The 13,234-nt window shown below is 44.0% G+C and carries 11 protein-coding genes; 1 reads left to right on the forward strand and 10 read right to left on the reverse strand.

Going from position 1 to position 13,234, the window contains the following annotated elements:
- Window positions 1–78: 78 nt before the first annotated feature.
- The 9 genes from IM500_RS19175 to IM500_RS19215 all read right to left on the reverse strand — a co-directional run bounded on the left by IM500_RS19175 (window position 79) and on the right by IM500_RS19215 (window position 11,351).
- The gene (locus IM500_RS19175; RefSeq protein ID WP_287739338.1) at window positions 79–2,694 is read right to left on the reverse strand and encodes a formylglycine-generating enzyme family protein; all 2,616 of its coding nucleotides are present in this window, start codon (window positions 2,692–2,694) and stop codon (window positions 79–81) included.
- Window positions 2,694–3,776, reverse strand: coding sequence for an AAA family ATPase (locus IM500_RS19180; protein ID WP_287739339.1), 1,083 nt, complete (start codon window positions 3,774–3,776; stop codon window positions 2,694–2,696). Before IM500_RS19180 ends, IM500_RS19175 begins: the two co-directional genes overlap by 1 nt.
- 4 nt (window positions 3,777–3,780) lie before the next feature.
- Window positions 3,781–5,406 carry a VMAP-C domain-containing protein gene (locus IM500_RS19185; RefSeq protein WP_287739340.1) on the reverse strand — a complete coding sequence of 542 codons (1,626 nt, stop codon included), beginning with the start codon at window positions 5,404–5,406 and terminating at the stop codon, window positions 3,781–3,783.
- Window positions 5,397–6,566, reverse strand: coding sequence for a caspase family protein (locus IM500_RS19190; protein WP_287739341.1), 1,170 nt, complete (start codon window positions 6,564–6,566; stop codon window positions 5,397–5,399). Before IM500_RS19190 ends, IM500_RS19185 begins: the two co-directional genes overlap by 10 nt.
- Window positions 6,559–7,773, reverse strand: coding sequence for a lipase family protein (locus IM500_RS19195; RefSeq protein ID WP_287739342.1), 1,215 nt, complete (start codon window positions 7,771–7,773; stop codon window positions 6,559–6,561). The genes IM500_RS19190 and IM500_RS19195 overlap by 8 nt, the downstream gene beginning before the upstream one ends.
- Window positions 7,774–7,926: 153 nt before the next feature.
- A complete protein-coding gene (locus IM500_RS19200) occupies window positions 7,927–8,109 on the reverse strand; it encodes a hypothetical protein (protein WP_155120353.1) in 183 nt (60 codons plus the stop codon).
- A gap of 173 nt (window positions 8,110–8,282) precedes the next feature.
- On the reverse strand, window positions 8,283–9,083 hold the full coding sequence (thiD, locus tag IM500_RS19205; protein ID WP_287739343.1) for a bifunctional hydroxymethylpyrimidine kinase/phosphomethylpyrimidine kinase: 801 nt from the start codon (window positions 9,081–9,083) through the stop codon (window positions 8,283–8,285).
- A gap of 6 nt (window positions 9,084–9,089) precedes the next feature.
- Window positions 9,090–10,337, reverse strand: coding sequence for a cell division protein FtsZ (ftsZ, locus tag IM500_RS19210; RefSeq protein WP_002756934.1), 1,248 nt, complete (start codon window positions 10,335–10,337; stop codon window positions 9,090–9,092).
- Window positions 10,338–10,529: 192 nt separating this feature from the next.
- Entirely contained in the window at window positions 10,530–11,351 is an 822-nt protein-coding gene (locus tag IM500_RS19215) for a cell division protein FtsQ/DivIB (protein WP_190719561.1), read from the reverse strand.
- Between the two features lie 245 nt (window positions 11,352–11,596).
- Between IM500_RS19215 and ctpC the strand changes: the two genes are divergently transcribed.
- A complete protein-coding gene (gene ctpC / locus IM500_RS19220; RefSeq protein WP_002756940.1) occupies window positions 11,597–12,889 on the forward strand; it encodes a carboxyl-terminal processing protease CtpC in 1,293 nt (430 codons plus the stop codon).
- Here ctpC and IM500_RS19225 read toward each other — a convergent pair.
- Window positions 12,879–13,064 (reverse strand): hypothetical protein, encoded by a 186-nt coding sequence (locus tag IM500_RS19225; protein WP_287739344.1) that lies wholly within the window; start codon window positions 13,062–13,064, stop codon window positions 12,879–12,881. The two genes, ctpC and IM500_RS19225, sit on opposite strands and share 11 nt — an antisense overlap.
- Window positions 13,065–13,234 lie beyond the last annotated feature (170 nt).

The following is a 13,234-nucleotide window of genomic DNA, read 5'->3' on the forward strand; positions in this document are numbered from 1 at the left end:
CCCGCCTAAGGGCGGGAAAGAAAAGGAAAAAGAAAAAATAGGGAATGAGGGTAAAAAGGGAAAAAAAGGGAAAAAGGGTTACAGAGTCCTCCCAGCACCGCACACCACCCGAAAACCGTTGAGGTTGTTGAAGTCGCGGCGGAGGTCGTTGCTGCGGTAAGCGGAACGGCAGACATCTGGACTGTAGAACCAAGAACCGCCCCGCGGAGGAGAACGATTATCATCCCCATTTTCTATCCAAGCACTGCCATCCGTCGGCGCACCGTCATAGTTATCGTGCCAAGTATCGGCGCACCATTCCCAGACATTGCCGTGCATATCGTACAGTCCGAAGGCATTGGGGGGAAATTGTCCCACAGGAGTCGTTTGTTGTCGATATTCTCCTTTGTATTCATCGGCGTAGGTTTCGCTGGACCTGTAGTTGGCCAATTCCCCGGTAATGGTTTCCCCAAAGTAAAACGGGGTGGTGGTTCCAGCACGACAAGCGTACTCCCATTCTGCTTCACTGGGTAGTCGGTATTCCCTTCCCGTTAGTTTCGATAATCTCGCGCAGAACTCGATCGCATGGTCCCAGTTGACTTGTTCCACGGGGCGGCGATCGCTATCGGGACGGTCTTTAAAATGGGCCGGGTTGAGATCAAGGTCTTTTTCAACTTTTAAGTCGGTAAGGGAGGCGATCGCTTTCCACTGGGCCTGGGTGATGGGGTATTTACCCATAAAGAAGGGTGGGACAGTTACTTCATGTTGTGGTCTTTCCTTTCTAAATCCTTCCCAATTAAATTTTTTAACCAGTCTTTCGATTTCCTCGTCTTCTGTTCCCATCGTGAATGTGCCACTGGGGATAGCAACCATTTCTAAGGTGATGCCATTGCCCAAATCTTCCCTGAAATATTGGGACTGTTTCGACTCTTTTTTGATTTGCTCACCCTTCGCATTTACTCGCACCACCTCAAAGTTAAATGGTAACAATTCTAACTTTTGCAACGTTTTAACTGAAACTGGAACTTTCTTTGATTGCGTATTTTGTGACGTTTGAGAACCAGGGGTACGGGCTGCCGTTTGCTCCAGTTGCTCTGCAATGGCCAGATAATTTCCGCCCAAATTTCTTAAGATTCTGGCTGACACTTCGGCAAAAGGACGAATAATGCCCTGTATATCTCCACCTATTTCTGTTGAGGGTTTTTTCAATTCAGCGAGGAAGTCCCGCAATTCTAGGTTCAGTTGTTTGGCAATATATTTAGAGACGCGATCAAATACATCTACTGTAGTAGAGCGAGTAGAACTAAGTTGTAAAATGTCTCTTACTTCTGGATTGATAAAATCGTAGAGTACCGCATCTGGGTCAGATTCCTTAATCCCTAACGAACGAACGCGAAGAATACCGCCTAAAAATACTTCTGCGATTTGGACTTGACCTGCTTCTGGTAACATTTCCTTACGGATCAATCGAACTACGGGCAGAAAAATTGTCGGTGTTGCCGCTAACAATTCAGCTAATTCTTGAGCTAAAAGTGAGGCATTGTTGCGAAATCGTCTAACTATTTCTTCTGGAGTTAAATTTAGCTCGGCCTCGGATTCTAATTCTTCTTTGGTATCGGGAGTCAGTATAAATCCTGCCACTTTAGTATCACTGCGCCCCACGACTACACTACTCCATCGTTCGACACTGAGAGGTTCCAAAGTAAAAACAGGAATCTGTAAGCGATTCTTGTCATGGAAGACGTTTTCCCAGAGCAGCACATCTCTAAATTTTAATCGACTATTAGTTAGGCCTGGTTCATCACTAAACAAAGTTACTTTCGCTCCCAATCCCAAACCAGTTTTCAGCCAAAGCCATTCTGGAAGCATTTGCAATATAGCTAATGGACTCGATTGACTCCACAATTTTAAAAGCGGAAACATCCTACCATCTCGCCAATAGGATGCCACACAATCACTAACTACTACAATGAGACGACGGCCATTCGGATTGAGTAATTCTTTCGGATGATAAACTCTAGAATTAGTCTTGCTTAATCCTTTATAAAGAAATAGATTATTTTCCTTGAAAGCTAATTGCCAGACCTGTACATCACGAAAGATACCGTAATGTTGTAGTACAGTTTTAAGATCCGTTAAGGTTTGATGCCAAATATCCATCGACGGACTGCGATCAAATACCAATGCTAGTTCTAACCAAGGTTCTAAAGTTGGTTTAAAAACAGGGTTCAAGATTTTTTGGTCAGTTGCGGCAAAACTTTCCACTGTTCGGACTTCATCCAAAATACTTGGACAATCCTGTGTAGGTACGCGCCGCAATAATGTTTTTAAAGCTCTTGCCAAAGATAGAGAACTGCCCAAATCCGACGGATTATCGACTGGAAAAGTTAAAGAGCCACCGCCACCAACGAATGAATCTTTGCTTTGTTGTCGCGGGAATAAGTGTCCCACAGGTTCCGTTTTTTTCTCTTCTTCTTTCCCTAGAACCTTTTGTTTGGATTCAGATGAGGATGAAGAACTATTACCATTAGAAGAACCATCTTCAATTTCTTCTTCACTTTTGCTTTCAGTAGTTTCTACAATTTGAGGCCAATGGAGCAATAGCCAACACAAATCGGCCAACTCGTAACCGGTCATTTCTAGCTCTGACTGATTGAGAGTCTTAAGTAACCTTTTGAATCGATCCGGTTTCACTGATGCGGAAGCATCGCTCATTATAATCCCTCCGTATCGTTCAAACTCTTAAGCAATAACTCTGTCAAAGATTTGCGATCGAGAGTGGATTCTGGACCACCAGTCAACATATAAACAACGTTGAGGAGTTGATCCGTTGCCAAATCTTTTCTATCCAGAAAATCTGTAATTAATTGACCAATGCGATCGCTAGACTTATTAAAATATTCATCACCCATGTGAGATTTGACTATGGATTTAAGATTATTAATGCCCGGATTGGGCATATTGATTCTAATACAACGTCTTTTGAAGGCTGGAGGAAAATCTCTTTCCCCGTTACTGGTCATTACTACGATGGGAAAAGCATTGCATCCCACTATTCCGCTCTTTAGCTCGACGGGATGAAGATTTTTATCCCAGGTAAAAACCGAAACTGTTTTATCGGGGTTTCTCTCTGTCCAGCGTTTTATTTCGGGGATTTCATATTCGCCTTCTTCAAACAGATTGAGGAGGTCGTTGGGCAAATTGATGTCACTTTTGTCTATCTCGTCTATTAGCAACACTCTGGGCAAAGCTGAAGGAAGAAATGCCGTACCCAAAGCTCCTAAAGTGATATAAGAGCCAATATCTTGTTTGCCGTCGGGTTCTGATTCTTGTAAGCGGGCGATCGCATCATAACGATATAAACCGTCCTGAAGAGTTGTTCGAGCCGTAATAGACCATTTTAAAACCGGACCCAATTTCAGTTGGTATGCTAAAGCATAGGCCAGGGAAGTTTTCCCCGAACCGGGACGACCAGTCACTAACAGGGGACGACGCAAGCATAAAGCCGCATTTACTCCGGCGATCACCAAATCGATAGCTTCCTGAAGTTGAGCATTTTGAGAATTGGTTTCATTGTCAGCGATTTCTGACAAACGGAATTTTTCACCGCGCTCGCGATCTTTTTTTTCTTTCTCGACAAGTTTCAATAATTCTGACCAGCGATCGCTATCTCGATCGAGAATAGGTCTGTCGAAATTTCTCCAAGGAGGTGGAGAGGGAAGATTAAGAGTTTCAGATAGCTGTTCTCCCCGACCATTAAACGGTTGCCAGTGAACTGATTTAGTTTCTTCTACCATTTTATTACTTAGCTCCTATTGTTTGTAAGGGATTTTCTTCTGGCAAGATTTCTGGGTCTTCTAACAACATACCGAGATAATAACCAGGATACTGTTTACGCTCTGTTTCAGTCCTGGTTCCCCATGAAACAGTTCTTAGTTCCCAAGTTTTTTCCAGTAAACCACGACATCGATCGGATAAATTATCGCAACTCAGACATTGTGTAAATTCCTGTTCAAATTGTACTTCTGAGGGAATAATATCCCAATTCCAAACGGCGATGGGAATACCACTATCAAAAATAGACTCAAAGAACCTCATACGCTCAAATTTATCGACAAAGAGAGAACCTTTTAATATAATCCCCCACAGATTCGAGCAATTTTTCATAAAAATCTCTAGTTCTTTCCAATTAGAGATTTGATTATTTCCAATCTCAATTATATTAGATTTTTGAGTATTTTTTATTTCATTAGCTAGAATATTCTTAGATATTTCCCGACAATTATCTCTCAAAAAAGTATCGATTCTTTCCCATCCTTTTTTGAGTGATCCGATGCGACTATTTTTCCGTATGCGTTCTCTACTTCGTAAAAATAGTCGGTAGTTTAATACCAATGATCTAGGTGTTTCTTCTTCATAAATTATTACCCAATTATCTAAATTAGAATGTAAATCAAAAATTGGAATAAATACTTCTATTCTTAATTCATCAATTGCTTTATCTCGAAATTGAGGCTCACTCTCAAGATAATCGATGTATGCTTTTATAGCTCTCGGAATATCTTCAAATTTAGGACAATCAAAGCCTTTTTTATCTCTAGATAATGAAATTTCAGATAGTTCATCCCGAAATTTAAACTGTCCCCTCACGTTCCATGTATCTTGATTTTCTCCATTGGCAAGTCTCTCAATCATAATTAATAATATCGGTGGCAAGCAAGAGCTATTTTTATTAACATTAGTGCTAGGTAAGATTTCAGTTTTTTTCAAACCGCAACTAGCCTCATCTAACCATGATTTTATACGTTCGTTATTACCTAATGATTGAGCTAATTTCTTTATCAATGCTGTGGATTTATACTGATCAAGAAATACTTGTTTTAATAATTCATAATTCTTGGTAAAACACAAACTCTTGATATAAAATTTGTCATCTTCATGTTTATTTATTTCTTCAATCTTAGAACAGGCTTGCCAAATATCTTTCCAATCGATTTCATCGAGAATCGGGCATATTCCCGACCATAAACGTTCAAAGAATTCGTCGCAATTATTTTTTTGTGATTCACTATTCTCATTATCAAAAAGAGTAATTGTCTTAAGATATTGACTCATTTTTTTTTGTTGTTGTTGTTTAGCAATATCACTAATAACTGCAATTAAACTATCGTAATAAACACTATCTTTTTCGTAAAAATTAATACCATCTATTAAATCACAAAATTTATCTATAAATCCGCTTAATGCTTTTAAAATACCCAATAATGAAGAGCGCATATCGCTTCGTTCTTCCACACCTTTAACACTCAAAAAACCAATTATATCTTTTCTCTTTTGGGGATCTTGAATAGAAGGGCAATTCTCCAAGGCATCAATCAGCCGATTGAATCCTTGATCACTTGGTTTAGTGGGAACACTCAACAACATTCTAAAGGAAACTCCTCCGGCAACATTTGTATCGTGGTTTTTCTTAAATTTTGCATGGCAACAGAATCATTTTCGTAGAGCATATCAATAACGTCTAATAGCTCCGCCAATCCTCCTGAATAACCACGAGAAGTTTTAATTGCACTTAATACTACACTGTTTGCATTACCTTCCATGATGATGTTATTGGCTATTTCCTTCCTGAGATTCAAAATAATATCTTTTCGACTTTGGGGATCTTGCATTGACTGGCATTGTAAAAAAAGATCGCGCAATAGGCCTAATTCTTGGATAGTTAAATTGCGAGGTAGCGGAAAACTATCCCGTTTCCCTGTTTTAGTGGCTGGCTCAATTTCGCTAAATCGTTCTTTTCTATTACCCGACCAGTCCTGATATAAAAGATATGAAGGAGTTTGCCTGGTGTGTTTATCTTCTCGCAGTTTGATGAACTTTTTCTGCACGGACTGCATAACTGACTCCAGATCTGGAGGCCAAATCTCTGTATCTTTTAATGAGTTCAATTCATTTAATAGTTCTCGTGAAAATATACCCGTTTGTTCGTCGCCTTTATTAATCGCATATTCCCCCGGATTAGCCGCCAGCATGACCATTTGTTGTTGACTTGGCAAATGTTTACCGATAGGGGGAAGATCGTCAGGTGGAGTTATCTTTAATAATTGGGAATTAGCGCAAGCATCGAAGATTAGTAACTGCTGAGGTAAATTTTTATATAAATCGGTCTGCATAGCATTAAGCTGGGCAGTTAAATTCAGGTTCTTCAAGTCCTCCATTGTCGCATCGGCATAAATCAATCGACGATCGCCTTGAGGGACGATCCAACCGTGTCCCGACCAAAACAAGAAAAACAAGCTTGCTGTTTTTTTTCTCGCTTCTTCACGCAGAGCTTTATTGATTATATCTTTGGTCGCTTTTAACGGTTCACTCTTGATGAGCTTGGTAATATTGTCAACGATTCCAGTATTGCGATCGAGTGGAGATGCGAAAACCGAAATATTTTCAGGAGGCACATTGCGATATCGTAACCATTGACAGAACCGATAAACATCATTAACCGGACCATTCAAATCCGGGATAGCATTAGAATCGGCATACCTTTCAATGCCAACTAGAATAGCTTGCGTTGTCGATGGTTCAGCCATTAACTATCTTCTCCATCTTCTGCCAAACGGCATCCCAAACCTTGTCATTATTCCAATATGCACCGTGAGACTCGGGGAACGGTTGTTTACTGTCGATTTCCACATCTTCTATCTTTCCAGGGAATATTTTCTCACCCACATAACTGAGGAAATCGTTGCGATCATAAATATTTAACCAATCGGGGAAAGTATCTGGTAACTTGGCATTGGGATTATATTCCATCCCCACCAAAGCATTCAGTTCATAAAGAATAGGAGATTGAGAACCGATCGTCACCAACAAAGCCACTTGTGGTAATTGTTGTTCTAATAGCAAATCGACGGCAATAATACCACCCAAACTATGGGCGATTAATACGGTGGGATATTCCAGACGTTCAACGGTTGTGCGAACAAAGTCTCTAAGCTTTTGTCCCCTTGATTGATACATCAAGATATCTCCCAAAGTGCCACTATATTCTTCCGTGAATCCATTTCGCTTTCTTTGGAGATTATTCTGAATAATACGCCTGATTGTGCCAGAAATATGCTGTTTTACGCCAGATAAAATTCCTTGTTCTGTACCCCCTAGTTCCGCCGCTATTTGCTCGACAATATGATCTCGTAATCCCCCATTAACCGATAAGGCAAATTCCCCGTATTTATCTCTCACCAAAATAGCACTCTGGGCTACCAGCGCACGGGCGATCGCTATGCGGTATTCTCCTAATGGTTCCGTGGCGGATTCGATCGCTTTTTGATAATCGCTTTCGTTGACGATAATGGATTGGGATTGACTAAAAAACTCTCCAATGCCAGCTTGATCGAGCATTTCTTGCAGATTAGAGGATGGATTTAAGGCTCGAACCCGATTATCCAAATCCTCGCCTAGCTTTTCCCCAAAAACGGACCCTTTATCCTCGGAACTTATGGTTAGGATTTGCAGTTCGATGAGTGGGTCTTGATATAGTAACTGCCATAAACCCAGAACGTAGTCTTCATCAGTTAAATCGGTTTCTGAGGCTTTTTTTCGATCCGACACTGGAATAGATAGTCCCCCAGCATTTAACGTTGTGCCGAGGGAACCACCCCAGTAACACTTATGAAAACGCAAATTTTCATTGCGTTCTTTCAATTTTCGGATAATGATACTAAAAGTTTTGCTATAGGCAGGTTCTCGTACCCCAGTACCGTGGATAAAAACTAGGTTCCAATCCCATTGTCTCATCGACTTACCCCATCAAACCGACTCATTTCTTCACTCAAGATACTCAATTTCTTCACTCTTCTCTATCCTCTGACTCAAAACAAGGTCTTCACGTCCCCACCTGACCATCGACCTACCGATTGGATACGGAGACCATCAGACCCCTACCCAATATTATCTCAAGACTAAAAGGTTTTCTGGTGGAGAAATCGACCCAATTGACATCCTCGCCGCCGGACCATCGACAACTTCGATAAACCGTGTACAATGGTAGAGGAGAAATCGACCCAATTGACATCCTCGCCGCCGGGGCCGGACGGTGATGAAGTGTAAGACATTGCGGAATTTGTCGGTCATCCGGAGAAAAAGGCCAAGCTATTTCTCTTGGCTAGATCTCAATAGTTCAATCGGGCAAAGTACCCGGTGCGATTTGCACTGTGCGACTATAGACCGAGAGGGGAACCGAGGGGCGACCAGTGCAACTCTGGGGTACTTGGGGGGAAATAAGCGGCGTAGTGGTTATGAATCGACTAATTTAGGGCTTTTAAGCGGTAAAAATGGCCCACAGGACCGGTTCCTTGACCGATAGGGAGGGAATGATCGAGGGCGTTAGTAACGTAATCCTTGGCTTTTTTCACCGCTATTTTCAGGTCATCACCCAAAGCGAGGTTAGCGGCGATCGCTGCCGATAGGGTACAACCAGTCCCGTGAGTATTATTGGTTTCGACGCTTCTGGTCTTAAAAGTTTCCCATTCCTCCCCATCAAAGTAGATATCAACCCCACGCAGCCGGCCTTTCATGCCGCCACCTTTCACTAATACTGGTGTGGCCGACTTCTGGAAAATAATTTCGGCGGCCGCTTTCATCGCCTCAAAATTATTGATCTCAATGCCACTTAAAAGCTGTGCTTCGTAACGATTAGGGGTAATAATCGAAGCCAGAGGAATTAAACTATCAAAAAGACTATCTATAGCCCGATCATCAATTAATTTGGCTCCTACCCGCGAAACCATAACCGGATCCACCACTAAACTGGTTAAACGCCAGCGCTCGATCGCCTCGGCCACTGCTTCGATAATCTCGCTGCTAAACAGCATTCCCGTCTTGACGGCTTGCACACCGAGATCCCTGACCACGGCATCGATTTGGGCCGTTACCATTTCTGGACTTAGGGACTCGACGCGCTCGACCCCCAGGGTATTTTGGGCGGTAACGCAGGTAAGGGCGCTGGTGCCGTGAACTCGGTGGAAGGCGAAGGTTTTCAAATCCGCTTGAATTCCCGCGCCGCCACCACTATCGGAACCGGCGATGGTGAGGGCAATGGCAGTCATAGGCGGTTAGCGATCAAAAGGACGACGACGTTGCAAGAATTCGGGGATATCTAATCCCGCCGGTTTTGGTGGTTCGGGAGTCGGGGCCGGACTGGGTGCGGGGGCATTGATCACCACCTTGCTACTGGTGGGACGAGAGGGGGAATCGCCGGAAAAACCGGTGGCAATGACGGTAATTCTGACTTCTCCCTGCATTTTCTCGTCAATTACTGCCCCGAAGATGATATTAGCGTTGGGATCCACCACTTCATAGATAATTTCGGCGGCGGCATTGACTTCGTGTAGGGTTAGATCTTGACCACCAGTGATGTTAAAGACTACGCCTTTCGCACCTTCGATCGAGGATTCCAGTAACGGCGAGGAAATAGCAGCGATCGCTCCTTCCTTAGCCCGAGATTTTCCGGAACCGATGCCGATGCCCATTAGGGCCGAACCCGCATCGGCCATCACTGCCCGCACATCGGCGAAATCCACATTCACCAGACCAGGGATAGTGATAATGTCCGAGATCCCCTGTACCCCTTGGCGCAGCACATCATCAGCGACGCGAAAAGCCTCCTGTAGGGGCGTGTCGGCGGGTATTACCTGTAATAACTGGTTATTGGGGATAATAATCAGGGTATCGACCCGACTTTGTAAACCACCCACCCCTTCATCGGCCTGATTAGTGCGACGACGACCCTCGAAGGTAAAGGGACGGGTCACAACTCCCACGGTCAAACAGCCGATTTCTTTGGCAATTTCGGCCACAATTGGAGCGGCTCCCGTTCCCGTGCCGCCGCCCATGCCGGCGGTAATAAAGACTAGATCGGTTCCTTCCAATGCTTGGGCGATTTCATCCCGAGATTCTTCCGCCGCTTTCTGTCCGATCGCTGGATTGCCGCCCGCCCCTAGGCCGCGGGTTAATTTTGTCCCGATTTGTAACCTCTGGGGGGCGGAGGAGTGGGCTAGGGCTTGGGCGTCGGTGTTAATTGCCCAAAATTCGATTCCGGTCACGCCACTGGCGATCATGCGGTTAACGGCGTTACAGCCCCCACCGCCGACCCCGATCACCTTGATCTTGGCGACATTGCTTGGCACGATGCGATTACTACGACTTTCTTCTCGGGGTGTCATCTGTGATTCATGGGGGCGAGTAAATAATACTCCAGCATTATTCTGAGAGTAATGATTATCTTCGCTCATAGCTGAACTGGCATAATCGTTACTGTTCAGATTGGGATAGGTGGGAACGATTTCATTAATCGATGTCATTGGAATTGGAACACTCTTAGTACAAGATTCTGTTATTGATTTGATGAATTAGAGATGCAATGTTAACACTATCACTAATATTATGTCGGTTCCAGTATCTACATTATCAGTTTCTGGTTCAGAAAATCATAATTTGGGGTTTTTGGCAATACATAAAGGGAATAATTGCGGTTATTTGCTGATTAATTCCAGTTAATCCCTACCAGTTGCCGTTACTTTGGCAACGATAGGGGCTGGCTGCGGTTTTAATTGTACAGTGGGAGCATCGGGATTGCTCAGGTCAATGTAGAGAATTCGCGCTAGAGGTATCTTGGATGACAATTGCCGCGATTGTACGAGAGCGGTTAATTTTTCGGGCAATCTATCTTTATAAAAACCTAAATAGACCTGTCCCAGTTCAGTTTTTAGTACAAGATTACTAGGATTGCGCCAATCGATGGCGGTAACTTGAATCGATAAGTTATCAACTAAGGGATAAATTTTTTGCCACTGTTGTTGATATTGTCGGTCGTAACCAAGCACTTCTAAGCTAGGTAATTGGGTTTTGGGCAGAGTTCGACCATAATAGTTTTGAGGAATTATCGTTCCGGTGGCATCTAAAAAGCCTTGCTGTTGATGAGAACGCCAACGGGCAACAGGTTTTCTTTCTTGAATAGAAACAATCACTTTCGGGGGTAATAATTGCCGCTCGATCTTAACGTCGGCAATAGCGGGAATAGCTGCTAATTTTTCTCGCAATTGATGGGTAGGTAATTCCCAGAGAGACAGAGGATAGCTTAATTTTAGCCAAGCACGAATCGACTCGGGCGACATTAATTCCGTGCCTTCGATTTCCACCTGTCCGGCCTTGGTAATTGTCCAATAGGGCGAAGTCATCCCCCAAGCTAATCCCGTCGCTAAACCACTAACCACCAGAAAGCGACCTAGGGCTTGCCACACCTTTGATCGCCTTTGGTGGCGCAGGTTTTGTCGTTTTTGTTCTAGGGAGAGGGAAGAAAGGATTTGATCGCTCATAGGGAAAATCCAGGACAGTTTTGCTGTTATCTTAGGTCGCAAGGTGGGCTGCTGGCAACTCGATCGCTACTCAAGTAATCAGTTTGACAAAGAAAGAGATAATAAATGTTATAACAGTAGTAGTCTACAGGCGTTCTTTTGTCTGTCTCCAGTAAACCTAAACGCTCCTTTTTGCCAAGATATTTCGACGGTCAGCCAGAAAGAGCGTTCTGGCAAGAACAGCCTAATTTATCCGAAAATTACCTATGGTTATCAACAAACGCGGACTTGTTCTCGGTGCTACAGCAGTGGTCCTGTCTACCGTCGCCGTCACGGGGGCGGGATTCCGTCTCTCTCAAAGTCAAGCTTTTTTTCAGGAAAGTCCCAAGGAAACCGTTGATGAGGTTTGGCAGATCATCAACCGCACTTATTTAGATGGCACTTTTAATCAATCGGACTGGAACGCCATCCGCAATCAGTATTTAAATCGTTCCTACAAAAATCAAGAGGAAGCATACACCGCTATCCGCGAGATGTTGAAAACTCTCAATGATCCCTATACCCGTTTTATGGATCCCAAAGAGTTTAACAATATGAAGATCGATACATCGGGAGAATTGACCGGGGTAGGGATTCAACTGACCAAAGATGAGAAAACTAAGCAGTTAGTCGTGGTTTCACCCATTGAAGACACTCCCGCTTCTAAAGCTGGTGTGCTGCCTAAAGATGTGATTATTTCTATCGATGGTAAATCTACCGAAGGCATGGAACTCGATCAAGCGGTGAGCATGATCCGCGGCAAAGTGGGGACAAGCGTTAAGATCACGATTCAACGGGGTGAGGAGAAGAAAGAATTGACTCTTACCCGGGCCAAAATTGAAATTCACCCGGTGCGCGCCCACACGGAAAACACCCCGATCGGTAAAATCGGTTATATCCGTCTTAATCAATTTAGCGCCCAAGCTAGTGGCGATATGAGTCAAGCGATTCGCGAATTGGAAACCGAAGAGGTGAAGGGTTATATTCTCGATCTGCGTTCTAACCCCGGCGGTTTACTCTACGCCAGCATCGAAATCGCTCGGATGTGGATACCTGATGGTTTAATTGTCTCTACGGTCGATCGCAAAGGGGTGACGGAACGTCAACGGGCCAACAATCAAGCTTTGACTAATAAACCGCTGGTTGTCCTCGTCGATGGGGGTTCCGCCAGTGCTAGTGAAATTCTCTCCGGAGCTTTACAGGATCATGATCGGGCGGTTATTGTCGGTACGAAAACCTTTGGTAAGGGATTAGTGCAATCGGTACGCAATCTCAGTGACGGTTCGGGATTAGCGGTGACAATTGCCAAGTATCTTACCCCCAAAGGACGCGACATCAATAAAGATGGTATTCATCCTGATGTGGAGTCGGAACTGAGCGAGGAAGATCGCAAAAATCTTCAACAGGAAAGGGATCGGGTGGGAACCTTCCAGGATCCTCAATTCAAGAAGGCTTTTGAAATCTTGGAAAAAGAAATCACTGAAGGCCAAAAAACGCCCACCAATACCGCTAAACAATAGGTTGACATTTGCCCGCTCGAATTAAACCCACCCGACGGGCGATCGCTTCTCCCCGCTCGGCAAAAAGACCCCAGTATTGACCATTGACTGGGGTTTTTCCGTTTTCTAGGGCTATAATCTGACAAATTCCGGTATTTTCCTGGACAATGTACCAGTTTTGTGCGCTATTATCCATAGATTTTTCTCCTTATACCCCAAACCCTAGGGTTGATTCATAGTAGGGTTGATTCATGAATCAACCCTACCCCTCACCCCAAACCCCACACCCCACACCCCAAACCCCACACCCCACACCCCACTCCCCACACCCCACACCCCACACCCCACACCCCACACCCCACACCC

Source organism: Microcystis sp. M179S2, from assembly GCF_020245805.1.
Lineage (GTDB): Bacteria > Cyanobacteriota > Cyanobacteriia > Cyanobacteriales > Microcystaceae > Microcystis > Microcystis aeruginosa.

Excerpts from the sequence above, each read along its gene's own strand:
- IM500_RS19175 (WP_287739338.1), bottom strand. The coding sequence starts at position 2,694 with ATGAGCGATGCTTCCGCATCAGTGAAACCGGATCGATTCAAAAGGTTA.
- IM500_RS19200 (WP_155120353.1), bottom strand. The coding sequence starts at position 8,109 with ATGACCGACAAATTCCGCAATGTCTTACACTTCATCACCGTCCGGCCC.
- ctpC (WP_002756940.1), top strand. The coding sequence starts at position 11,597 with ATGGTTATCAACAAACGCGGACTTGTTCTCGGTGCTACAGCAGTGGTC.
- IM500_RS19215 (WP_190719561.1), bottom strand. The coding sequence starts at position 11,351 with ATGAGCGATCAAATCCTTTCTTCCCTCTCCCTAGAACAAAAACGACAA.
- IM500_RS19185 (WP_287739340.1), bottom strand. The coding sequence starts at position 5,406 with ATGTTGTTGAGTGTTCCCACTAAACCAAGTGATCAAGGATTCAATCGG.
- ftsZ (WP_002756934.1), bottom strand. The coding sequence starts at position 10,337 with ATGACATCGATTAATGAAATCGTTCCCACCTATCCCAATCTGAACAGT.
- IM500_RS19180 (WP_287739339.1), bottom strand. The coding sequence starts at position 3,776 with ATGGTAGAAGAAACTAAATCAGTTCACTGGCAACCGTTTAATGGTCGG.
- IM500_RS19195 (WP_287739342.1), bottom strand. The coding sequence starts at position 7,773 with ATGAGACAATGGGATTGGAACCTAGTTTTTATCCACGGTACTGGGGTA.
- IM500_RS19225 (WP_287739344.1), bottom strand. The coding sequence starts at position 13,064 with ATGGATAATAGCGCACAAAACTGGTACATTGTCCAGGAAAATACCGGA.
- thiD (WP_287739343.1), bottom strand. The coding sequence starts at position 9,083 with ATGACTGCCATTGCCCTCACCATCGCCGGTTCCGATAGTGGTGGCGGC.
- IM500_RS19190 (WP_287739341.1), bottom strand. The coding sequence starts at position 6,566 with ATGGCTGAACCATCGACAACGCAAGCTATTCTAGTTGGCATTGAAAGG.